A 22,335-nucleotide genomic window follows, 5' to 3' on the forward strand; every position below is an offset into this window, starting at 1 on the left:
TAATGACTCTTAAGATTCTGATTTTGGAGACGGCTTCTAAAGAAAAGCCGGCTAAGGTACTGTTGTTGCAGAGCGATGTCAATTTCGGTGCAGCGGGGCGCGTCCGAAAATCGTGATCGGGCGGAATTTAGGGTTGTACGGCAGTGGTAGTCAAAACTTGATCTGCATCTGCTCTCTGCTGATGCAGATAAGAACCGCCGACTAGAAAAGTCAGCACCAATAGGTACAAAACTGCGGCAATATTTTTAACTTTCTTGCTGTCGTCGTGACGCTGGTTGTTCATGAATTAAAGTCTCGTGAATATATAGGCTGTTACCGCAATTGTAACGCTTGCGCAATCAACTTAGAATGAAAAGCTCGAACTAAGCGCTCGGCCAAACAATGACCGCCGTCCGCAACCGCGATTTACCAAAACAGGACATGCGATCAAAATCCTCCCGGGCAATCGGAATAAACTGGCAATCCAGTTCGCTCTGCCGGCCGTCATCCGGGTCGGAATCATGCATATACAAACAATCCTTATCAAAGCCACTCATCACTACCCAATGCGGGGCCTTTTTCCGGTCCATCGAAAAGGTACTGATCAAGATTAAAGGTATAGCCCCGGCTTCGAAGGCGGCTATCAAATCGTTTTGCGTGACGTTGGCATAGTGTATCGCCACGCCCTGCTCCGCCGCTTCGCGCTTGAAGCAGGTATCGACCAACTCGACAATCTGCTTTTTATCCTCGCTACGCACGCTATCGATAAACAAGGAACCGGTTTGATTGATCCAGACTTCCACTGAGAACCTTCGACGCTTCGCCGCCAGCGCCAAACCTATCGGATGGCAACCGCCGTGCCCGGAGGTCATAAAAATCGTCGTCGCTTCGCGCCAAAGTTCGATTTCCTGTTCGCGCGACGGCAAATAACTTTTATTTAAAGCGTGCATCGCCATCATTAAGGCCGCCGGGCCGCAGGTAAACGGCGTGGTTTGCCGCAGCCAATGTACCGAGCGGTGTTGTGGGGTGTCGCGATAACGGCGGATGCGCTTTTGGTAGCGCAGCGCATCTTTATGATCTTGGTAATAGTCGCGATACAAACCAAACTTTTGAAAACCCAAGGCCTCATATAAGCGGATGGCTGGGGCATTGTCTACGCTGACTTCCAAGCGCAAATACAATCGGCCGTCGTCGCGCGCGGCTTGCTCACCGGCCAGCATTAAAGTCTTGGCTATGCCGTTGCCGCGTAGTTGTGGCGCCACCGCCAGCGAATAAATCCGCGCTAGGCGGGTGCCGGGATGATAAATGATCAAAATATAGCCGGCCACCAGCCCCGCCCATTCGGCTAACAACAGGGCGCGATGATCGGAACTCAACCAATGCCGGAAACTGCGCCGGCTTAATTTATCGCTAGCGAAGCTGGCATTTTCCAACGCTACCAAGCCCTCCAGATCGGCACTTTGCGCCGGACGCACCGCCAACTTGTTCGCTAAGGCCGGTAAAGCGGTCACGACGAAACTCCGCGCAGCGCTTGGCCCAGCACTTGCCGAGCGCGAAACAACACCATTTCCTGCCAGGCGTTGTCGTTGGGACAAAAATGATGGCGCATCACCATGCTATGCGCGAAACGTTGATCGTGATTATCCTCCACAGCCCAAAGCTGGTGATCGCGCAGCAGGATTTCAAACAAGTGGTCGGTGCTGTAAGTGCCGAACTCCAGCGTCACGTAACAACTTTGCGGATTCATGTTCGCGTGCCACAGATAATCCAACAAGCCCAGTTTCGGCACCGAGCTGGAAGTACCTGCCAGCGGCAGCGTCACCGAATCCCCGTACCAACGCTGTGCGACCGCCGCGCCAGCGCTGTCGGGTTGATGGTCACAGATAATTTCCCCGTAGCCATAAGGCCCCAGACCGGTATGCAAATCCACTACAGCCAAGCAGCGTTGGCCCAGATTGTGACGTTGAATCAAATCCTCGCAGACTAGGCGACCATGGGCCGGCGCTATGCCACCAAAAAACGGCCCGGACGGGTCGCGGTATTGTCCGCCGCTGATGGCTTTTTCCAACGCGACTCTGCCGTATTCCTGGGTAAAATCGGCAAACGCCTGTTGTCTTTGCCCAGCGTCCGCCACGAATAACCATTCCCGCAACAAGTCGTAATCCGGGTTCTCAGGTAAGGACTGCGAAAAATCCACCGCATTGCGATTTAAATCCACACCGTCGGCATCACACCGCCGCGACCAGGCATAACCCCAAGGCGTCAGGGCGTGAATCAGCAATATCGCCGTGTCGCTCGGAATGTCCAGCTGGCGCTTGCTTACCCCTTGCAGCAAATCAAGCTGTATCGCGCTGCCCGCAAAGCCTTCCACGCCGTGCGTCGCGGCGATGACCACGACTAGGTTGTCGGCATTTTCATCGCCTATCCAGGCAATATCGGTCAGCAAAGATTCGCCGTCCGGCCCGAGTCCGGCGCATTGATAAATCTCATGCCGCACCGGCTGTTCCATCTCTGTGATTAGCGACAACCAAGCCTGGCGGGCACTAGCATAACTAGCCTGGAATACGCTGGTATCGATTTCGGTGCCGAATGGGGACAAACTCATCTGCATACTCAAATGTTCGGAGACAGTAATTGTACAGTGTGGCAAACCCCTAAGCCGCAAGCAATAGGCAGTCTTAGAGGGAATTTCAGAATTCGGCTTGTCTTAAAACTCGACTGGTTTCAAAATCCCCGCCTAACATAAACCTACCGGGCACTTTTTACCATGGCAAGCACGCTGCTGGTCGTTGACGACCTTTCGGATTGGAATCCTTATTATCCTAGCGACCAAGTCGTCAGCTTTGAAGACTATCTGGCCAGCGAACAAACCGACCCCGATCAACGGGTACGGGTGATAAACCTGTGCAGCAGTTACACCTATTTGTCCGACGGCTATTATTGTTCGCTGCTGGCCGAGGCCCGCAATCACCATGTGATTCCGTCGGTCAAAGTCATCAACGATTTGGGCAAAAATGCCTTGTATCGGCTGCAACTGGAAGACTTGAACCAGCCGCTGGCGCGCGCCTTCAAACATCAAAACAAAAACGGCGAATTTACCCTGCACAGCTATTTCGGCACGACACCGGAACCCGCTTTTCAGGAATTGGCGCGGCTACTGTTCGAGCGTTTCGCCTGCCCGATACTGGAAATTGCTTTGCGCTTTGACCAGCAATGGCAAATCACCGACCTAAAAGCCGTCTCGCCCAGGCAACTGGACGATTCGATGCAGACCTTGTTTGCCGACGCGCTGGATCGCTTTAGTAAAAAGGTCTGGCGGAAAAGCCGAGCCAGAAAGACCGCGCGTTACGATTTGGCGATTCTGATCAACCCCTCCGAACAATTACCGCCCAGCAATCGCGGCGCGCTGAAAAAATTTATCGATGCCGGCCGGCAACTGGGCATTGATGTGGAATTGATTACGCTGAACCATTACGGCCGCCTGCCGGAGTTCGACGGCTTGTTCATCCGCGAGACCACCGCGATCGACCATCACACTTACCGGTTCGCCAAAAAAGCGGAAGCGGAAGGCTTGGTGGTAATCGACGACCCGACGTCTATCTTGCGCTGCGCCAACAAAGTCTATCTGGCCGACCTGTTTCGCACCCATAAAGTACCCTCGCCAAAAACCTGGATCTTACACAAGGGCAATACCCAACACCTGGATAATCTGGAAGCCATCGCCGGTTATCCGGTGGTAATCAAAATTCCGGACGGCTCGTTTTCGCGCGGCATCGTCAAAGTGCATAACCGCCAGGAACTGGAAAGCAAAGTTGCCGAACTGTTTGAGCAATCCGCACTATTGCTGGCCCAGGAATTTTTGTATACCGATTTCGATTGGCGCATCGGCATTTTCAACCAAAAAGCCCTGTACGCCTGCCGCTATTTTATGGTGAAAAACCATTGGCAGATTTACCGCCACGGCGCTAAACGCACCGACAGCGGTAACTTCGATACCTTGCCGACTTTCGAAGTACCCAAAGGCGTACTCGACGCCGCGTTAAGGGCCACACAACCGATAGGCAATGGCTTGTACGGCGTCGATGTCAAAGAAATCAACGGCAAAGGCTATGTCATAGAAGTCAACGACAACCCCAGCATCGACAGTGGCGTGGAAGACAAATATCTGGGCGATGAATTGTACAAAGCCATCATGGCGGAATTCCTGCGACGGATGGATAACCGCAGCAAGGGCGTTGCTCAATGATCGATAAACCGCTCGACGTACTTTGCGTCGGCCATGCCAGTTACGATTTGGTGTTTTCCGTGCCGCACCATCCCGGCGCCGATGAAAAAATCGTCGCCGACGACTTGCTGGGCTGCGGCGGTGGACCAGCTGCCAACGCCGCCGTCACGGTCGCCAAACTAGGCGGCAAGGCCGGTTTTTGCGGCTATTTGGGTGACGACGTGTATGGCGACAGTCATTTGCGGGAGTTGCAAGACCATGGCGTCGATACCCAGCTTGTTGTACGCGGCGCTTCGCCAACCCCGTTATCAACGGTACTGGTCAAACCGAACGGGCAGCGCGCGTTAATCAGTTACAAAGGGCAAACCAGCGCGTTGCCGGCCAAGGCTATCGACTTTGACGACTTAGACGCCAAAGTGCTGTTGTTCGATGGCCATGAGCCGCATATTTCCCTGCGCTTACTGAATCAGTTAACTCACCCAGTACCGACGGTGTTAGACGCCGGCTCGCTGCACGATGGCACTTTGGCTCTGATGGACAAAGTCGAATATCTGGTCTGTTCGGAAAAGTTTGCGCTGCAATATGCCGGCGATGAAAACCTGGCCTTATCCAAACTGGCGCAAGTTGCCCCGGTGGTAGTCATTACCCTGGGCGAACACGGTTTGATCTGGCAACGCGGCCAGGAACAAGGCAGCCTCAACGCGCCGCCTATCGTCGCGATAGACACCACCGGCGCCGGCGACGCCTTTCACGGAGCCTTCGCCGCCGGCCTTGCCAAAGGCTTGAGCTGGATAGAATTATTGCGCTACGCCAGTGTCGCCGGCGCGTTTTGCTGCTCACGGATGGGGGCGAGGCCGGGCTTACCTAACTTGAGTGAGCATCAGAACTTGCTGGCTAGCTGGCCGGCAAACGGTGAATCAAAATAGAAAAGACACGAAGCTTTCCGTCTATTCCGGTTGCCAACCCAATGATCAAGTGATGCAAATAATGAATAAGCGAGTGGAATTGATGCTTAGCGCCCGAATGGGGGCCTGTTTTCAACCGCGCTCTAGCAAATTGTACTCTGATTGAGTTGTATCCAAATTGAAAACTGCTGTCCATTCAGGTGACTTGTCGGTCATCAATTCCCATGGGATTGTGCAAGCGTAGAATGAGGTTACTTGGAAAACGCGAATTGATATTAAGCCGATGCTGGGATTGCAAAAGTAGGCTGGGTAGAATGATAATGAAACCCAGCTTCGAAGCCGATAAGTTTCGTTATAAAAAGATTGGTTTGAATACAAAGAAACTCGGTTATTTCAAGACTTCTGCTGGGTTTCGCGTTGCTATACCCAGCCTACGGCCCTGAGAATATCGGGCATATGAAACATAACCATGCAATAAACCGGACCTGCGCGAAAAGCTGCGCTGGAAGGTTGTTTCCAAGTTTGGCCCTCATGACAGGGGGCGCTCTTGCTGGGAAGATGCGACAGGAGAGGTGAATGACTGAGAAGGAAGGAGCAGATCACAAGATTTTGGATGTGGCAGTCGTTGTCGGGGCTGTTCCGGCAGTTCTATATTTATTCGGCACGGTGGCACTATCAGCTACCGCACACGGGTACGTAATTCCATCATCTCTAATCCATGCTGAGCCTTGGGACATCATCGCGGAGGGGGCCCGCGCGTTTCTCGACCTGATTCCTCGGTCGCTGAAAGTAGGACAATGGACTGCTGCTGTTGTCGCAATCCTAGGGTACGCCGGGTTAGCTGATTCCATGCGCGCGCACTCTATGCTTAGATTTGCTATTGCGCTGCCCCTAGCTCTTATTGCTCTTTGTAGCGCAATTGCGCTGGCATGTGATAAAGATGCGAGTAAGAGCCTAAAAGAGGTGGTTGCGTGTTCTAAGGACGCGGAGTGCGTAACGACAAGGTCGCATACTACTGTTGTTATCAGCCGAAAAGATGGTTCGACACAAACAATCGATGGAGTTCTGTTGGATATTTCGAGTGATTACATATTTGTCAGGACACCGGAGTTCATGCAGATTGTTCCTAAGGGAGACATCATCGAGATGCAGCTTTTCCCGTGGAGCGATAAGCAATGATGTCCAACCAGCGTATCAACCTGGCCCCAAAAAGCTCCGCAACTATCGTCGCTAAGCTTTTTAGGTCACGTCATAGTTATCGTTAGAGCCCAACACATGTCGCTACCGCAAATATTCCAGTGGGTTGTAAGCGCCCATCTGGACGACCACAAAAGTGCCGAACTTGTACTTTTGAAGGGGCACCTTCTTCTTGAGGTAGCGATTGACAACGCCGCAAAACAATTTCTCGAAAAAGAAAAACATGAGAACTTCAGCGAGCTCTCATTCCACAAAAAACTGCAAGCGCTCAGTTCCCTTCAAACACAAAGCCCTTCAAACATGCCCAAAGCCATCGAACATTTGCATGCGCTCAATCGCATTCGAAATCGTCTCGCGCATGAATTCCAATTTACGGGCGGAAAGGATTCCTTGGCTCAATGGTCTCAAGCCGTTCTATCTGACTTTCCAGGCGTCAAATTTCAGCGGCACACATTTCGAACAAAACTCATCCACGCGATTGGCGCGCTTGCTAGCGTAGTCGTTGATCCGAGGAGCGACTTCTCTAATGAATCGGCAGGCTCCAACCCCTCATTCAACGGGACGCCTGACGGCGCGCGTTAAATCGAACGTTATGCGTCCTGAAATCGCGAACCTCGTAAAGCTCGGCACTTTGCCATCAGAGCACGGAGCTTCTCCAGGGCGGATAAACAGAGCGTCATCCACCGCCTTAGGAGCCTCTCGATGCATGACGCTATCGCTTATGCATCCTACGACTGCGGACGGTTATATGGTGGCAAACGAACAGTTAGAGGTCATTGAAATTGCTTCAGCATGAGGCAGTTCTTGACCGATAGCCGCGCAAGCCCGCCAACAATACATAGATCCATTGCATTCAAGTCTAGGGCAATTGGTTAGTGCCCGGTATGATTTTTTTCGGGGTTGGGATTTCCCCCTCATTCGAGCCTTGACGCCTCGCGCTAATCGCATTGAGCTATTCGCGAAAACCCCGTTCGCTCGGACTCATACTAAAACGCGTTGCCACCTGGCTTTGAAAGCTGGCCGGCAACACAGAAAGTGTTGCGACGATAGTAAATGGCCTCGTGCGCGAGCTTAATCCCGTTGCGTGCAAGCCGTTTTGCCTTGCGGGCGAACGAATTTGCCTCGCCCGCAAGGCTTTTAGGTTTAATCGCAAGGCTTGGCAGCTTGCGCGCAAGGTAAAAAAGATTGCGACGATGGCAAAATACCTCGCGCACAAGCTGAAACGGGTCGTGCGCAAGGCACTTTGCCGGACGGGCAAATCAATTTGCCTCGCCCGCAAGGCTTTTAGGTTTATTCACAAGGCTTGGCAGTTTGCGTGCAAGGTAAAAAGCTTCGCGACGATAGCAAAAGACCGCGTGCGCGAGCTTAAATGCTTTGAGCGGAGCGTCATCCGCGATGTTGGCTAAGCCGCTCGGGGCGTGACGTAATTGTTTATGCATGCGGTGATTGCGGACAATTTTACGGCGGCACATGAACAGTTTGATGTCTTTGAAATGGCTTGATGAAAGCAAGTGGCCTTGATGGAGGCGAGGTTTCGAAGGCCAAGTCCTTTCAATTGCCGAAGTGGGTTTGGTTGCCGGCAGCCGACGCCCTCGATTCCGCTAACGCTGCAACGAGGCTACAATAGCCCCTCATCGTTGCAGTCACTGACAGTCGATATGCAGCCATCGACTTTTGGCCGAACTTGCTCTATCACGGTAACCGGAATATTTCGTCTTCTTTTGAAAAGTCAGTAGGGTTTGCGGCACAAACATTAAGATATATTTTCCAAATCAATCGCCTTCTTTCACCCATTAAGTCAGCAGACTCCAAAAGCCGGCTAACGCTCGAAATACGCCAACAAAAAATCGATAAACGTCGTCAATTTGGCCGGATAAAAGCGCCGTTGTAGATAAGTGGCGTAAATGGCCAGCGCCGGTCGGCGATATTGCCTGAGGATTTCCACCAATTCGCCGCTTTGTAAATACGGCGCCACCGACAATCTCGGCGCTTGCACTATGCCCATACTCAGCGCCGCTGCCTGACACAGCGCGCGACCGTTATTAGACGCTAACACCCAATCGGATTTGATTTTTTTCAGCTCGCCATCGACGTTAAACAACCAAAACTCGCCGTGCGGGGTATCAATGTAGTGTAGGCATTGGTGATTACTCAGTTCGTCTATGGTTTGCGGACAGCCTTTTTCTGCTAAGTAGGCCGGCGAGGCATAGGTACACAATTCGGTCTCGGCAATCTTGCGCGCCACCACGCCCGGATCTAAGGTATCGGTCACTAGCAAGGAAATGTCGATGCTCCCTACCCGCAAATTAGGCGGCTTGTTGTCCAGCGACATTAAAATTTTCACTTCCGGATATTGCTTTAGATAACGTTCGATGGCCGGCACCATGTACATACCGCCGAAATCGATAGGCGCGCTGATTTTAATGGTGCCTTTCACCCGTTCGCCCAATTGCGCGGTGGAGGCTTCCAAGTCGGCCAAGTCTTCCAGCAATTGCTTGCTGCGGTTGTAGTAGGCTTCGCCGGCACTGGTCAGGCTTAGACTACGGGTGGTGCGATGTAGTAGCACCACGCCCAGCGAAGCTTCCAGTTGGGCGATGTATTTGCTGATCATCATTGTCGAAAGCTTCGACTCTTTGGCAACAGCGGAAAACGTCCCGAGCTCGACAATCCGGCAAAAAACGCGCATGTTGTTAAACTTATCCATCGCAGCATCCAATATAAACTTAAAGTTTATATTTTATAAACCAATTAGCCTCTTTAAACCAGAATGTCGCTTGGCTACAATGCAGCCCGGAGATAGTCGTTACCCCGTCTGGTTTGCAGTTTAGGCCAGACGTTTTTTCATCCACCGAGGTTTTTATGAGCAAAATTCACAACGAAGTACTATTAGCCAACCGCGATTATGTATCCAGTTTCAACAAAGGCGATTTGGCTATGCCGCCCGCTCGTCAGTTTGCCATACTGACCTGCATGGACGCCCGGCTGGACCCGGCGAAATATGCCGGTTTATCCGAAGGCGACGCCCACGTGATCCGCAACGCCGGCGGCCGCGCCAGCGACGACGCGATCCGCTCCCTGGTTATTTCCTACAAATTACTCGGCACCAAGGAATGGTTTGTGATCCATCACACCGACTGCGGCATGGAAACCTTTACCAACGAGATCATGAGCGACTTGTTGGCCAGCAGCTTGAAAACCGCCAGCGTCGATGCGACAGGCTGGCACGACGGCGGCGAAGGCCCCGGTTCGACAGATGGCAAGTACATCAACTGGCTGACCATCAAAAATCAAGCCGACAGCGTGCTGGAAGACGTTAAACGGATTAAAGCCCATTCGTTGGTACCTAGCGACATTCCGGTTTACGGCTACGTTTACGACGTAAAAACCGGCCGCTTGATCGAAGTACCTGAAGCGACTGCTGCCGGCCAAGCCAGCTAACATTTGCTGCCAGCCTTAGGGACCCGTGTTCTATTGCCAAATAGACAGGAGCATTCCCGTAGAAAGTGACGTTATAGACCTCAAAGTTAACCTACTTTGACCAATGCGCTCCCGCAACTGCGGGAGCGCCCTAATCGCCAAAGATTGCGCCGGCCTGTCCAGATCAGTATCTGGCATAGATATGACGCAAACGACTTCTTCGCCCAACTGGGCAAAAATCTGCGCCGAATCTAATCTTCACGCGTTATTTTGCTCAACAACTTGGGATTGACACCGAGGTTCAACGCATTGTTAACCCGGCCCTATTGATCACTGGCATTCCGTTCGGGTTGAGCGCGTCGAAGCCAAGGCCCGTGTGCCCTTCTGAACAGGCTCAGGGTAAACGGCATTTAAAGGCCGGGAATTATGTGCACTTAGCCTCGAGCCGCGTAAGCCCGCCACAAGGCCGTTGTCATGCCAAAAAAAAGGGGCCTTTCGGCCCCTTTTCTTTAGCTGCCTGCTAAAGCTCAGTTAAAGCTGGAACCCGGTGTTCCAGGCAATTGCGGCATGGTTTGCTCTGGGAATTCGCCGGTCAGCGCATTCAAAAACGCGACGATGTCAGCCACGTCGGCATCCGACAACTCTTGATTTAATTGCAATTTACCCATTAACCAAACAGCTTTATCCAAGGTTTTTACCGAACCGTTGTGCATGTAAGGTGCAGTCAAAGCCACGTTACGCAGAGTCGGAACTTTAAACATGTGCTCGTCGCTTTCTTTTTTGGTGACTTCCGCCAAGCCTTTGTCTTTTTGGAAGTGGTATTGCGCTTCAAAATAGCCGCTAGGGTTAACAGGGAATTTTTGGAATACCCCAGGGCCGTTAAATGCCGGACCACTGTGGCAACCGGTGCAGCCCAATTCCACGGCTTTTTTCAGACCGCGTTCTTGCTGTTCGGTCAAGGCGCTTTTATCGCCTTTGACATATTTGTCGTAAGCGCTATTCGGTGTGATCAAAGTTCTTTCGTAGGCGGCAATCGCTTTGGTGGCGTTGTCTTTGGTAATGGCTTCGGCATCGCTACCGAAGGCCACTTCGAAAGCATGGCGATAGCCTTTAATGGTTTTCAAGCGAGCGACCACGTCATCCCAGCTTTTCATGCCCATTTCGATAGGGTTGGTGACTGGACCTGCCGCTTGCGCTTCCAGGCTGTCGGCGCGGCCGTCCCAGAATTGCACTTTGTTGAATGCAGCATTCCAGACCGTTGGTGCACTGCGGCCGCCGGTTTGGCCATTCACGCCCATGGAATTTGGCCGATTATCTTCGCCACCCAGCATGGTGTTGTGACAAGACGCGCAAGAAACGGTGCCCGTGGAAGACAGACGCGGATCGTGATAAAGCATTTTGCCCAGTTCAACCTTTTCGGGGGTTGTTGGGTTGTTGGCAGGCGCTGGCGCCGTGGTGGGCAGCGCATCTGCCGCCATAACAGACATCGAACTAGCCAGCGCTATCGCAGAAACCAGCATACGAAATTTAAACATGAGATCCTCCTAAGTAATTATAGTTAGCCTTGGGCTACCGAATTGTAAGATATTGACGCTGGGCAGGTAAATTAAATTGCATCGTCACCGAATGTAAACTGAAAAGCCGCGGACTAGACTGGCGTTAAAACTTTTGCAGCAACTCACTCAGTTGCGTCAGCGCCTCGTCGATGGCAAATCGGTCGATTTTTTTGGCGATCTCCTCCAACAAGGGCAAATACTGATGACCGGCCATACTACGCTGTAATTGCTCCAACATCGTTTCGGCCGCGCCTAGATCGCTTTCCAGTAACTGCGACAATTTCTGCAAATCCGCCGCTATCTCGGCGTCGGCAACCGGTGCTGTAGGCTGATCCAGGCCGGACGTTTGACTGTCCGCCGCTGTTTGCAAGGCTTGAATGTCGCCGATTACTTTACGCAAAAATCCTTCCATGTGCTGCAAGTGTTCGGCGGGCGGAATTTGATTCTGCTTAAGTACAATATCGACGCCGGCGGCGGCTTCGAATAAATCGGTCGCCCCCAGATTGCCGCTGACACCTTTCAAGGCATGGCAACGCTCTTCAGCCTGCCTCAGTTCGCCGGCATTGATCAAGCCGCGAATCTCGGCAACCGCATCCGGGTAGTGTTCTTTAAAACGGTATAGCTGTTTGCGATAGGCATCCGGATTGCCGCCAATCCGCCGTATGCCTTGCACAATATCCAGACTGGTCAAGGTTTGTAAATCTTCGGGATAATCGGCAATTTGATAAATCCGCGCCGCTTCCTGGCTCTGTCCACCGTCGGCCGTGAGCGGAATCCAGGTTGCCAAGGCTTTGAACAACCGGTCGGGATCGATCGGTTTGGTGACATGATCGTTCATACCCGCCTCCAGGCTTTTCTCGACATCGCGGGCCATGGCATGGGCGGTCATCGCGATAATGGGCATAGTCGCATAGCGTTGATTGCCCTCGGATTGCGCCAAGGCCCGAATCTTGACGGTGGCTTGCAAGCCGTCCAGCACCGGCATCTGGATGTCCATCAACACCGCGTCGTAATGATGTTGCCTAACCATGGCGACCGCTTCCTCGCCGTTCATCGCTTCGTCAACCTGGATCTCGTGACTGCGCAGCAATTCGCAGGCAAATTCGCGGTTGATTTCGTTATCTTCCACCAGTAACAGCCGAATACCTTGCAGTTGTTTGATACCGGCAATGTCCGCCCCGCCTAATTGCTTGAATTTATCCACCACCCCTAGCACCCGGCCGCGGCCCAGTGCGGATAGAATCGCATCCAGTAACGAGGACGGCGATACCGGCTTGATCAAAAAGCCATCAATACCGGCCCGGCCCGCCAAACGCATCACATCTTCGCTACCGTAGGCCGTCACCATGATGATCTTGGGCTGCTGCACCAGGCTGGTGTCGGCACGAATTTGCCTGATCGCCTCGTCACCGTTCATACCCGGCATTTTCCAGTCCATCAACACCACATCGAAAGGCTGATCGGCCGGCATATCCCGCAAAGCAATCAGCGCGGCGGCGGCACTGGCCGAACAGCTCACCCGCAACTGAAACGGCCGCAACATATCGCTGATGATTTCCCGGGAAGCCTCGTTGTCATCCACTACCAATACCCGCACCTCGGCTAGCAATACGCCTATGCTTCGCTCCAGCGCGTCTTGATGCAGCAAGGTGTCCGTAGCAACGCCCAAGCGCACGGTAAAACAAAAAGTTGTGCCCTGCCCCAGTTGCGACTGCTCGATCCAGATCCGTCCGTGCATCATTTCCACGAGGGTTTTACAGATGGCCAAGCCTAAACCTGTGCCGCCAAAGCGCCGGCTGGTGCCCTGATCGGCTTGGGTAAACTCTTGAAACAGTTTTTTCTGATCGTCTTCCGACATACCGATACCGGTATCTCTGACCGAAATCCGCAAATCGATAGTGCTGTCGGTCTTGGCCAGGCAATAGAAAGCCAGTTCCAATTCGCCGGCTTCGGTGAATTTAAGCGCGTTGCCGCACAAATTGGTCAACACCTGACCGAAACGCAAGGGATCGCCCAACAATACCGGCGGAATTTGCGGGTCGTGACGGATCAGAAACTCAATGCCTTTCAAGCCGGCTTGGTAACCGATCATATCGGCCAATTGCTCCACCACGCTATCGAAGCGAAATTCGGTTTCTTCCAGCGCTAATTTACCGGCCTCGATTTTCGAAAAATCCAGAATATCGTTAAGAATCCCCAACAAGGTACGCGCGGAACTGTGCGCTTTTGCCAAATAATTGCGTTGCGACGCGGTCAATTCGGTCTGCAAGGCCAAATGCAACATGCCCAGCACGCCGTTCATTGGCGTGCGAATCTCGTGCGACATATTCGCCAGGAACTGGCTTTTAGTCTGGGTGGCCGACTGAGCGGCGTCTCGAGCCTCTTTCAACGCCAGCTCGGCCTGTTTGCGCAAGGTCACATCCTCGTAAGTACTGACGAAACCGCCATCGGCTATCGGCCCGCCGCTGATCTCGATGACCCTATTGTCCAACCTTTGCCGAGTAAAATTGTGCGGCTGAAAACGTCTTATTTCTTCCAGTAACTGCTTGAGTTCGGCATCGGGATTGCGGAAGCGCAACTGCGGATCGGTCAAATCGAACTGCATGAAATCGGCATGGTCCCTGCCCACTGCCAGCATACTTTCCGGATAACCGCGCACCTCGCTGAGCTTTTTATTCCAAACCAATAACTTTAAATTGCTGTCAAAGGCTATCAGGCCCTGCGACATGCTATCCAGCACTGTTGCCAGCATCACGCTGTTATGCGCCAATTTGGCGTTGATATCCGCCAACTCCATCGTGCGGGCAGCCACGCGTTCTTCCAGACCTTCGTTGATGCTGGCCAATAGTTTTTCATTCTCGGCAAGCTGCCAATTCAACGCCAACAGTTCGCTATCGCGGGCTTCGATGGTGGCTATCATCGTATTAAAGGCTTGAATCAACGCCCCTAATTCATCGTTACTCTCTTGTGTGGCGCGCAAGGTGTAGTTTTTTTCACTGTTGATAGTCTCGACGGTTTTCTTCAACCTGACCAGCGGACCGGACACCACTTGCTGCAAACTGGAAGCCAATAGCAAGGCGAACAGACCGGATAACATCACAATACCCATCGCCGCAGCCAAAAAATCCCGCCACAAGGAATCCAGCTCCGCCAGACTGGAGGCTATCCAAACCCTTCCCAAGGTGCGACCGTCCAACGCTATCGTTTCGCTAACGGTGCAATATGCATCGTCGAATCGCGGCCGCTCGATAGCCGAAGGCTCCGGATGTTGAGGCGGACAGGCCAAGCCGGGTTCGTAAAGTGCAAATAGCTGATTGGCGCTATCATAAATACAGGCCGATACCACGCTCTGCTTGACGCTTAAAGCTGCCAACGTCGCGTTGGCGACACCGCTGTCATTGAAGGACAAGGCCACGGTACTGCGACTGGCGATGATACGGGCCAGAGAACTCAAATCCCGACCCATATCCTGTTTGACCCGCATGTGTTCCTGGGCGATAAAACCGGCCCCCGCCAGCAGCAGGGACAAGATGCTGGTTGCCAACATGATCAGCACCAACTTGGTTTTAATGGTCAGATCGCGTTTAAATTCAGCCTGGTTTGTCATGGGTTTCTGAAGTGAATTAACGGACGATACGGGCGATTTCCATCAACAAGGCATTGACTTTTAATTGCGCGCGGCGCACGGCGTCGGGATTGATTTCCAGCTTGATTTGGCCGTTTTCGCTATAGAACCCGATACAGCCGCCCCGGCCGGCAAACCCCTCGGCATCGCTGACAGTCAATATCTGATTGCTGCGCACCTGCTGCATCAAGGCTTGCAACTCGGGTGCATCATGGTCGATATACAAAATCTGGCAAACCTGCGGGTCGTCTATACCCGACCAGATTTGCAATAAATGCCCCTTGGTATCGCGGCTGGCCAAGTCGCTCAGCAAGTTAACGATAGGTTCGGCACCAACGATGCAGACATGCAGCGTATCGTTCATCAGCGCCGGCCATTCCACGAACTTGGTGAAATTGAACACATAATTGGCCTTGGTTTTGGCGTTGAGCGCGTCGTCGTCGGCAGCGGCGCCAAGACTGCTGAGCATCACCCACAAAAATAAACCCGCGCTCACTAACTTCCCCGGCATCAAAACTCCAGGCGGGCGGTCAATTTCACCGTCAAACTCGGTCCGGCCAGCACAGTAGACGGCGTACCTAAATTCGGCGAGGCAAAGTCGCTGTTAAATGCCGCATAATTTTTAAAATCGAATAAATTCAACACATCCAAACGCAGCTTCATCCGGGTGTCGTGCGGCGTATCGAAACTTTTTATCAGCGCAATGTCGACTTGTTTGTACCCCCACCACTGCCCCGGAAAAATAAAATCGCTACCGGGCGGCGTAAAGGTATCGAAGCGGCAAGCACCACTGGTACAGTTGACGCCGGAGCGGGTGTCGGGCGTCGCCAGCGTCAGTTTGGTGGAAAAAATCAAATCCCACGGCAAATCGACACTGGCGGTTGTCACCAATTTATGCTTTCTGACTCCGGCGGTATCCAGCCAGCCATTGGTGTGGGTATTGGGATGCTCAAACAAATAGCTGCTGTTATCGAAGAAAGACTGCGGTTTGTTTTCCTCGGAATCGGTAAAGGTGTAGGCAACAGTCATTCCCCAGCCGCTGTCTTTGCTGTACGGTTTTTCCGCTTTGACAAATACCGAGTTGGTTTTGGTCTGTACGCCGTTATCGAACAAGATCAATTGCCCAAAACCCGGTACAGCCTGAAAGGTACCGCCGAACCCGGACCCGGCTGCGTAAAAGCTACCGTCGGCATTGCGACCGCCCAGCAAACCGACCAAACCGTTGTAACTGTGTACGTGCGACACGCTGACCTCGGTATACCAGTCGCCGAAACGATTGCGCATGCCGATATTGAACTGGTCGGCATAGGGCGTGCGCAGATTGTTACGCATCAAATTGATTTCCCGGCTGCTACCCGTACCTGCACCGGTCAGCGCGGACAATTGCGCCGGCGTATAGTTTAAATACTCGGGATTCCAGGCAATGCAATCAACGCCCCCAACACAATCGTAATTGGGGTCGCCCTGAAAATTGACGCTAAAACTGGGATAACTGCCCTTGGTTCGTTCCAGTTGCAGCACGTCGTAAATATGGCGGTCGTAGGCCTTGGCGTAGCCGCCGAACAACACATGCCGTTGGTCTTCGAATAAGTCGTATGCCAACCCTAATCTGGGTGCAATATTATTGCTGTCGGCCGCCCGATTAGCACCGTTGCTGAGGTAGTTTTCGATGTCGTAACCGGTATTGGCGTTGTGAATGTTGTGCCAATTGCGGAGCGCGCTGCTGACATCGCCGGGTGTGACATGATTCAGATAACCGGGGTTGTATTCGTAGTCCCAGCGTACGCCCAGGTTTACGCTCAGATGTCTATTAGGGTTCCAATCGTCTTGCAGATACGCGCCAAATTGCGTCACGTCAGATTGGGCGGAACCGTCGCCGCCTCCGGCTAATGGCGTTGCCCAGCGCACTTGATACGGGTTGCCGGCAGGATTGTTTAAATTTAAGCCGAACTGCGGGTGGTAAGGGTCGCGCTCCACCGCGCCAAGTTCTATCTGTTTGACTTTAGCGCCCAGCTTTACGACATGAGTGCCATGCCAATCCAAACCGCTGAAGGTTAGATCGTCTTGAAAACCCGGCCCGCTCTGCCCCTTGTCCTGATAATTGGTCGCGCCGCCGCTATTCAGCACACTCCGGCTACTCAGATTACCCCCACTCAAACTGCCGTCCAGGCGACGCAGCAGCAAACCCGCGCTTTGCGTGGCCGGCAATTGCTGCCAATTAGCATCTTCATAAGTAAACCGGGCTTCGTTGACCCAATGTTCGGCGCTATATTGATATTTAAAGTCCAGGCGTTTTTCACTGTTACCCTTTGTTAACGCATAAGACTCGGCGTTTTGACCGCCAATGCCCAGGGTTTCGGTTTCGTCGCGCAACTTAAACGACACTTCGATCAGGTTGCTGTCGTTAAGCGCCCAATCCAACTTGCCGAAAAACAAATCCGCCCTGAACGGCCGGTTCACGCTGCCCAGTTGCGCCTGATACGGTTCGGTTAAGAGGGAGCCGTCGCCAGCGCTGACATTGGCGTAATCGTCGTTGAGTTTACGTTCGTATGCCATGAAAAAATGCGCGACATCCTTGGCGATGGGACCGCTCAAGGTCACACCAAATTGCGCTTGCTCGGTATCGCGCTTGCCGCCCGCCAGTTGTTCGCTGGGGGTGACGCTGCGCAGATCTTGATTGGTATGATCGTAAAATGTTTCGCCGTGAAAGGTATTGCCGCCGGATTTGGTCTGCACCGAAATTGCCGCGCCGCCGACTTGATCGTACTCGGCTTTATAGTTCTGGCTGATAACCTTGTATTCGGCAACGGCCGATTCCGGAAACACATTGCCGCGACTGGAATCCTGCCCGGCTACGCCGCCCCTGACCACATAGTTTTTCTGGCTAACGCCATCGATAAACAAATTGACGCTATCCGGACGTTGCCCGCCGCTTTGCAAGCGGGTACTGCCATTCTCATCGTTTACCACATTCACGCCGGGCGCCAGGTCGGCATAATTTAGAAAATTGCGGTTTACCTGCGGCAAGCGCTGCATTTGCTCGGGCGTTAGATAGGTAGCCAACTCCGCGGAATTGCCCTCACTCGTGTGTTCGGCAACGCTATTATCATCGCCTAACGCAACGTCTACCAAGGCCACCTGCCCCACTTGCAGCGTCAGCTCTTGACTGTTTTGCTGGCCGTCCAACCCTAACACCTTGAGCTGGTAACGGCCGGGTTTTAACGCCATCAGCACATATGAACCGTCGGCTCGGGAAAAGGTCCGCGTGGAAAAACCCCGCTCCAGGCTGGTGACGATGATTTGCGCGCCTGCCTGAGTGTCAGCCCCCCGCAGCGTGACTTGACCACGAATTGTCGCCGCACTGATGTCGGCCTGCACCGGATTACTCCAGCAGATTATCGTCAGCAGTACGCTGGCGGCGCTTGATAGCCGGCAGACCATGAAACTGACGATAATCTGCCAAGCTATCGTCTTGCGCAGAGGATTTTCATTAAAAACCGGCCGCACCCTAAAACTCCATACTTGCTTTAGCATCAGACTTGCCTGGATCAGACTTATTCATGTCGTCACCCGGATGCCGTTTAGATTCAATCATGGCGGGGCGTCCCCAGTGGTTGCGGTATCGGCTTACCTAGATAAAAACCTTGCGAAAAATCGATGCCCAACTCAACTACCTTGGCTTGGATCTCCGCACTCCCCACAAACTCGGCAACGGTGCGCATGCCCAAGCGTCGCGCAGCATCGACGATGACACGAGCAATCACTTCAGAATCGGGATTGTCGATAATATTCATAATGATGGAGCCGTCGATCTTTAAATAATCGATCTTTAACCGCAATAAATGCACGAAGTTGGAATAGCCACTGCCGAAATCATCTATGGCAAATTGACAACCATAGCCTTTCATACGATTAACAAACTCGCGCACGTCCTCGTAACTTTCGATACCTTCAGATTCGGTGATCTCCAACACAATGCGCGAACCGACGCCAGGCTGAGAGAGTTTCTCGGCAATAAAGCTCACAGTATTGGCATCGATAATATCCTCTACCGTTAGGTTGATACTCATCTCCTCCTCCGAGTCGGGCAAGGCTTGCACGACTTGTTCGATCATGGTGCGAGTCAAGGCGGTATATTGCCGGGTACGTTTTGCGACCCCGAGAAAGCTGGGCGGAATCACGTTGCCGTCTTCGTCTATCATCCGCATCAGAGCTTCGTATTTGACGACTTTGCCGCTGCGATTGTCGACGATGGGTTGATAAAAAGGCACGATACGGCCGTCGGCCAAGGCACTGCGAATCTTCTGGCTCCAATGGATGTTGTCCTTGTAGTGCGATTTGATCTGCATCTGATCGGTATATATCAAATAATCCCGACGTTCGATTCTGGCGCGCTCCAAGGCCAGGGCCGCATGCGTATAAGGATTGTCGGCACCTGAACAGATGCCGGCCGTCACGCGGATATTAATCTTGTCTTCGCCGCAATCGATCGCTTCCGATTCCAAATGCTTGATAATTCTGTCTATCAATTGCTCGAAACCACCCGGATCGCCACCGTTTTTTGAGAGCAACGCAAACAAATCGCCGCCGATGCGATAAGCCTGCGCATCGGCGCCGCTCATTTTTTGCAAACGCTCGCCAATTTCCAACAAGACTTTATCGCCGTTGCGCAAACCGTAAAAATCATTGATGGCTTTGAATTGATCGATATTGATCATACCCAGCATCGATTGCTCGGCATTTGCCAAATCCTGCATCAATTTCACTCGATTGGGCAAACCGGTTAACGCGTCCGTGGTCTGTTCCCGAATCAACTCTTCCTGTTTGATTAAATGAGTGACATTCACGCTGGTAGAGATAAACTCGCGAATCGCGCCGTCGGCGTCGAGGATGGGCACGATGGTGTTGTTGATGTAAATCACCTCGCCGCTTTTAGTCAGGTTGCTGTAGGTGCCGCGCCAGATTGCTCCGCCTAGAATCGTGTTCCATAATTCTCTATGCAGACAGGGAGCCGCGTCGGGATCTTTGAGAATCCGACTGGTTTTGCCAATCACCTCCTCGCGGGTGTAGCCGTAGGTTTGCACAAAGGCATCGTTTACAAAGGTGATCACGCCATGCGGATCGGTCCGGAATACGATATTGGACACATCCGTGGCATGCCGGTATTCGTTCAGACGTTTGACCCGGCCTTCCAGAGCGCGGCGTAAGCGGCTCAGTTCCAGATGCGTTTTGACCCTGGCCCTTACTTCATCGATGTCGAACGGCTTGGTAATAAAATCGGCGGCGCCCATCGAAAAACCGCGAATTTTTTCGATGGACGCTTCGACTATCGTCACAAAGAGGATGGGTATCCCCGCGGTTCTAGGATCGCTCTTAAGCCGCCTACAAACCTCATAGCCATCCATACCCGGCATTCTGACGTCCAGCAATACCAAATCAGGAGGCGTCGGGCCTTGCGCCAACTCCACCGCGCGCATGCCTTCTGTTGCCACCATAATGCCGTAATCATCCTTAAGTGCTTCGAGTAAACCGTGGATATTTTCGGGAAGATCATCTACCACCAAAATAGTCGGCCTGGGATTGAGCGATAGGGATTTGTCTTTGTTCATCGTCCAGGGAAATAGTTAGACTAGCGTTGCCAATTCACCCCAACGATTATAGTCTGCCATAGCGTTTCCGATAGGTGGCCAGCTCCAAATGCAGTCTAACCCGGGCTATAAGCAACTCGGGCACCACTGGCTTGAGTAAATAGTCGTCGGCGCCCAATGCCATACCCTTAATATCATCGCCGGCTTCGGCCGCGGCAGTGACAAAAATGACCGGGATTTCAGCCGTTGCCGAATCACCACGCAGAGTTTGCAACACCTGGTATCCGTCCATTTCCGGCATTTTTATATCCAGCAAAATCAAATTCGGCGCTGGCGCGCGCCGGGCTATCTCCAGGGCTTTTTCACCGGAAGTAGCCGCCATCACCGCATAATCTAGCCGCAAAATATTCAGCAAGGTATGCAGGTTTTCGTGAACATCATCGACGATCAGAATTTTTGGTTTTTCGTTTGAAATACAAATATCGTTCATGTGGCTCCCCCGCTCACCCCGATAGGCTATAGACAAAAAATAAGTTCACCCACCAATAAAATCCAAAGCAAACCCGTGCGCAAACTTAGTTCATGATCCACTGAAGATCAAAATTCAACCATTTATTCATCGCCGACAGAACATCATCAACCGAGCCCAAGTAGCCGCGGCTCAGACGCTAAGCCAATGACTAAAATTGGATTGCCTTTTAGGGAAGTAACAACTGCGTAGAACTCAGGGGCCAAGTTAATAGCCGAGAAAATACTCGCCTGAATTGCAAAATGACCGCGTATCCATTATCCTAGTCGGAATTGGGCAGTCGCTATCACGGCGACAAAAAGCAGATTAAGCTCTGAAGCGATCAATTTCTGAAGCACTACATCCGCGGATTGGCCCAAAAATCTATTAGGAGAGATGGCCGAGCGGTCGAAGGCGCACGCCTGGAAAGTGTGTATACGGCAACGTATCGAGGGTTCGAATCCCTCTTTCTCCGCCACGATTTAACTTATTGAGAAACATGACGTTTTTCAATTTTAGAGCCCGAAATAACGGTGTGTGTTAAAAAACACTGTCACAAAAGGGGCTTTTTTATGGGCAAAATTCCTTACCTGTTCAGACGGAAAAACGTCTTTTATTTCCGTTTAGTCATCCCAACCGAGCATCAAAGTTCGCTTCTTTTATATTAATCGATTAGATGGGTTTCGCTATCCATGCGCGAATGAAGAACACGGACAATTTCAATCTGATTGGATTCTTTTTGACGATAAAACACAAGGTGTTTGCCGACTGGAAGCTTGCGGTAACCGGGGAGAATTTCGCTACAGTCTCGCCCAATGAGCGGATTTGTCACCAAATCATAAAAGCTTTGGTCGAGCAAAGTTAAATAACGGTTTCGCTGTTCAATGCCCCATGTTTCTTGGGTATAACGACCAATGTTCTTTAAGTCTGCTTTAGCGGCGTTGGTAAGTGAAAATTCCAGCATCAGTGATGACTTTCACTGTCGAGTTCTTCGAGCAAACCTTTCAATGAATAATCAGCCGCTCCGCTTTCTTCACCCTGTTTAAGCGCAAGTCTTAGGGCTGATAGCTTTGCTTCTCTCTCTTCCAATAGGCGCAAGCCTGCCCGGATTGCTTCACTGGCTGAACCATAGCGACCGTTGCTAATTTGTTGAGCAATGAACTGCTCGAAGTGCGTGCCGAGTGTAACGCTTGTGTTTTTTTGCATGGCAAACCTTTGTTGATCTGATCGGATATTTATACCATTTAATATTATTTATTGGTATATATCGGCGGTGCGAGAACCACAAAAAATGCAGCATCAAAAAATGATGCAAAAGCTTTTTTGCACTGTTAC

General features: G+C 52.1%; 18 protein-coding genes and 1 tRNA gene. 7 read left to right on the plus strand and 12 right to left on the minus strand.

The genetic code is table 11. From position 1 onward, the window contains the following. Nucleotides 1–127: 127 nt before the first annotated feature. The 3 genes from G006_RS28575 to G006_RS0101985 form a co-directional block, all read right to left on the minus strand. The gene (locus G006_RS28575; protein ID WP_020481481.1) at nt 128–283 is read right to left on the minus strand and encodes a hypothetical protein; all 156 of its coding nucleotides are present in this window, start codon (nt 281–283) and stop codon (nt 128–130) included. 79 nt (nt 284–362) lie between these two features. Further along, a complete protein-coding gene (locus G006_RS0101980; RefSeq protein ID WP_020481482.1) occupies nt 363–1,490 on the minus strand; it encodes a GNAT family N-acetyltransferase/peptidase C39 family protein in 1,128 nt (375 codons plus the stop codon). Continuing rightward, nucleotides 1,487–2,584, minus strand: coding sequence for a DUF2817 domain-containing protein (locus tag G006_RS0101985; RefSeq protein ID WP_033193990.1), 1,098 nt, complete (start codon nt 2,582–2,584; stop codon nt 1,487–1,489). Before G006_RS0101985 ends, G006_RS0101980 begins: the two co-directional genes overlap by 4 nt. Before the next feature lie 162 nt (nt 2,585–2,746). On the opposite strand from G006_RS0101985, the gene G006_RS0101990 reads away from it, so the two are divergent. The 5 genes from G006_RS0101990 to G006_RS0102010 all read left to right on the plus strand — a co-directional run bounded on the left by G006_RS0101990 (nt 2,747) and on the right by G006_RS0102010 (nt 7,712). Continuing rightward, complete coding sequence (locus tag G006_RS0101990) at nt 2,747–4,225, plus strand: RimK family protein (protein ID WP_020481484.1); 1,479 nt, start codon at nt 2,747–2,749, stop codon at nt 4,223–4,225. Next, the gene (locus G006_RS0101995; RefSeq protein WP_020481485.1) at nt 4,222–5,130 is read left to right on the plus strand and encodes a carbohydrate kinase family protein; all 909 of its coding nucleotides are present in this window, start codon (nt 4,222–4,224) and stop codon (nt 5,128–5,130) included. The genes G006_RS0101990 and G006_RS0101995 overlap by 4 nt, the downstream gene beginning before the upstream one ends. A gap of 555 nt (nt 5,131–5,685) precedes the next feature. Next, nucleotides 5,686–6,288, plus strand: coding sequence for a hypothetical protein (locus G006_RS0102000; protein ID WP_020481486.1), 603 nt, complete (start codon nt 5,686–5,688; stop codon nt 6,286–6,288). 96 nt (nt 6,289–6,384) lie between these two features. After that, the gene (locus tag G006_RS0102005; protein ID WP_020481487.1) at nt 6,385–6,888 is read left to right on the plus strand and encodes a hypothetical protein; all 504 of its coding nucleotides are present in this window, start codon (nt 6,385–6,387) and stop codon (nt 6,886–6,888) included. 479 nt (nt 6,889–7,367) lie between these two features. Beyond that, on the plus strand, nt 7,368–7,712 hold the full coding sequence (locus G006_RS0102010; RefSeq protein WP_020481488.1) for a hypothetical protein: 345 nt from the start codon (nt 7,368–7,370) through the stop codon (nt 7,710–7,712). A 413-nt stretch (nt 7,713–8,125) separates the two neighbouring features. Here the strand turns inward: G006_RS0102010 and G006_RS0102020 are convergent, their stop codons facing one another. Continuing rightward, a complete protein-coding gene (locus G006_RS0102020; RefSeq protein ID WP_020481490.1) occupies nt 8,126–9,010 on the minus strand; it encodes a LysR family transcriptional regulator in 885 nt (294 codons plus the stop codon). 155 nt (nt 9,011–9,165) lie between these two features. Between G006_RS0102020 and G006_RS0102025 the strand changes: the two genes are divergently transcribed. Next, nucleotides 9,166–9,744, plus strand: coding sequence for a beta-class carbonic anhydrase (locus G006_RS0102025; protein WP_020481491.1), 579 nt, complete (start codon nt 9,166–9,168; stop codon nt 9,742–9,744). Between the two features lie 506 nt (nt 9,745–10,250). On the opposite strand, the gene G006_RS0102030 is transcribed toward G006_RS0102025, so the two are convergent. The 6 genes from G006_RS0102030 to G006_RS0102060 form a co-directional block, all read right to left on the minus strand. Continuing rightward, a complete protein-coding gene (locus G006_RS0102030) occupies nt 10,251–11,258 on the minus strand; it encodes a cytochrome-c peroxidase (RefSeq protein ID WP_020481492.1) in 1,008 nt (335 codons plus the stop codon). 124 nt (nt 11,259–11,382) lie between these two features. Next, nucleotides 11,383–14,886: a response regulator gene (locus tag G006_RS24675; RefSeq protein WP_020481493.1), complete on the minus strand. Its 3,504-nt coding sequence runs from the start codon at nt 14,884–14,886 to the stop codon at nt 11,383–11,385. Nucleotides 14,887–14,902: 16 nt separating this feature from the next. After that, on the minus strand, nt 14,903–15,415 hold the full coding sequence (locus tag G006_RS0102040) for a YfiR family protein (RefSeq protein ID WP_020481494.1): 513 nt from the start codon (nt 15,413–15,415) through the stop codon (nt 14,903–14,905). Beyond that, nucleotides 15,415–18,438 (minus strand): TonB-dependent receptor, encoded by a 3,024-nt coding sequence (locus G006_RS0102045; protein WP_020481495.1) that lies wholly within the window; start codon nt 18,436–18,438, stop codon nt 15,415–15,417. The genes G006_RS0102040 and G006_RS0102045 overlap by 1 nt, the downstream gene beginning before the upstream one ends. Nucleotides 18,439–18,491: 53 nt before the next feature. Beyond that, nucleotides 18,492–20,513 (minus strand): GGDEF/EAL domain-containing response regulator, encoded by a 2,022-nt coding sequence (locus G006_RS26805; protein ID WP_020481496.1) that lies wholly within the window; start codon nt 20,511–20,513, stop codon nt 18,492–18,494. Nucleotides 20,514–20,559: 46 nt separating this feature from the next. Then, nucleotides 20,560–20,982 carry a response regulator gene (locus tag G006_RS0102060; RefSeq protein ID WP_020481497.1) on the minus strand — a complete coding sequence of 141 codons (423 nt, stop codon included), beginning with the start codon at nt 20,980–20,982 and terminating at the stop codon, nt 20,560–20,562. A 408-nt stretch (nt 20,983–21,390) separates the two neighbouring features. Here G006_RS0102060 and G006_RS0102065 point away from each other — a divergent pair. Beyond that, nucleotides 21,391–21,478 (plus strand) — tRNA-Ser (locus tag G006_RS0102065). Between the two features lie 186 nt (nt 21,479–21,664). Here the strand turns inward: G006_RS0102065 and G006_RS0102070 are convergent. Both G006_RS0102070 and G006_RS0102075 read right to left on the minus strand, forming a co-directional pair. Beyond that, entirely contained in the window at nt 21,665–21,964 is a 300-nt protein-coding gene (locus G006_RS0102070) for a type II toxin-antitoxin system RelE/ParE family toxin (protein WP_020481498.1), read from the minus strand. After that, nucleotides 21,964–22,206 (minus strand): type II toxin-antitoxin system ParD family antitoxin, encoded by a 243-nt coding sequence (locus tag G006_RS0102075; RefSeq protein ID WP_020481499.1) that lies wholly within the window; start codon nt 22,204–22,206, stop codon nt 21,964–21,966. Before G006_RS0102075 ends, G006_RS0102070 begins: the two co-directional genes overlap by 1 nt. Between the last annotated feature and the right edge of the window lie 129 nt (nt 22,207–22,335).

It is taken from the genome of Methylomonas sp. MK1, assembly GCF_000365425.1.
GTDB lineage: Bacteria > Pseudomonadota > Gammaproteobacteria > Methylococcales > Methylomonadaceae > Methylomonas.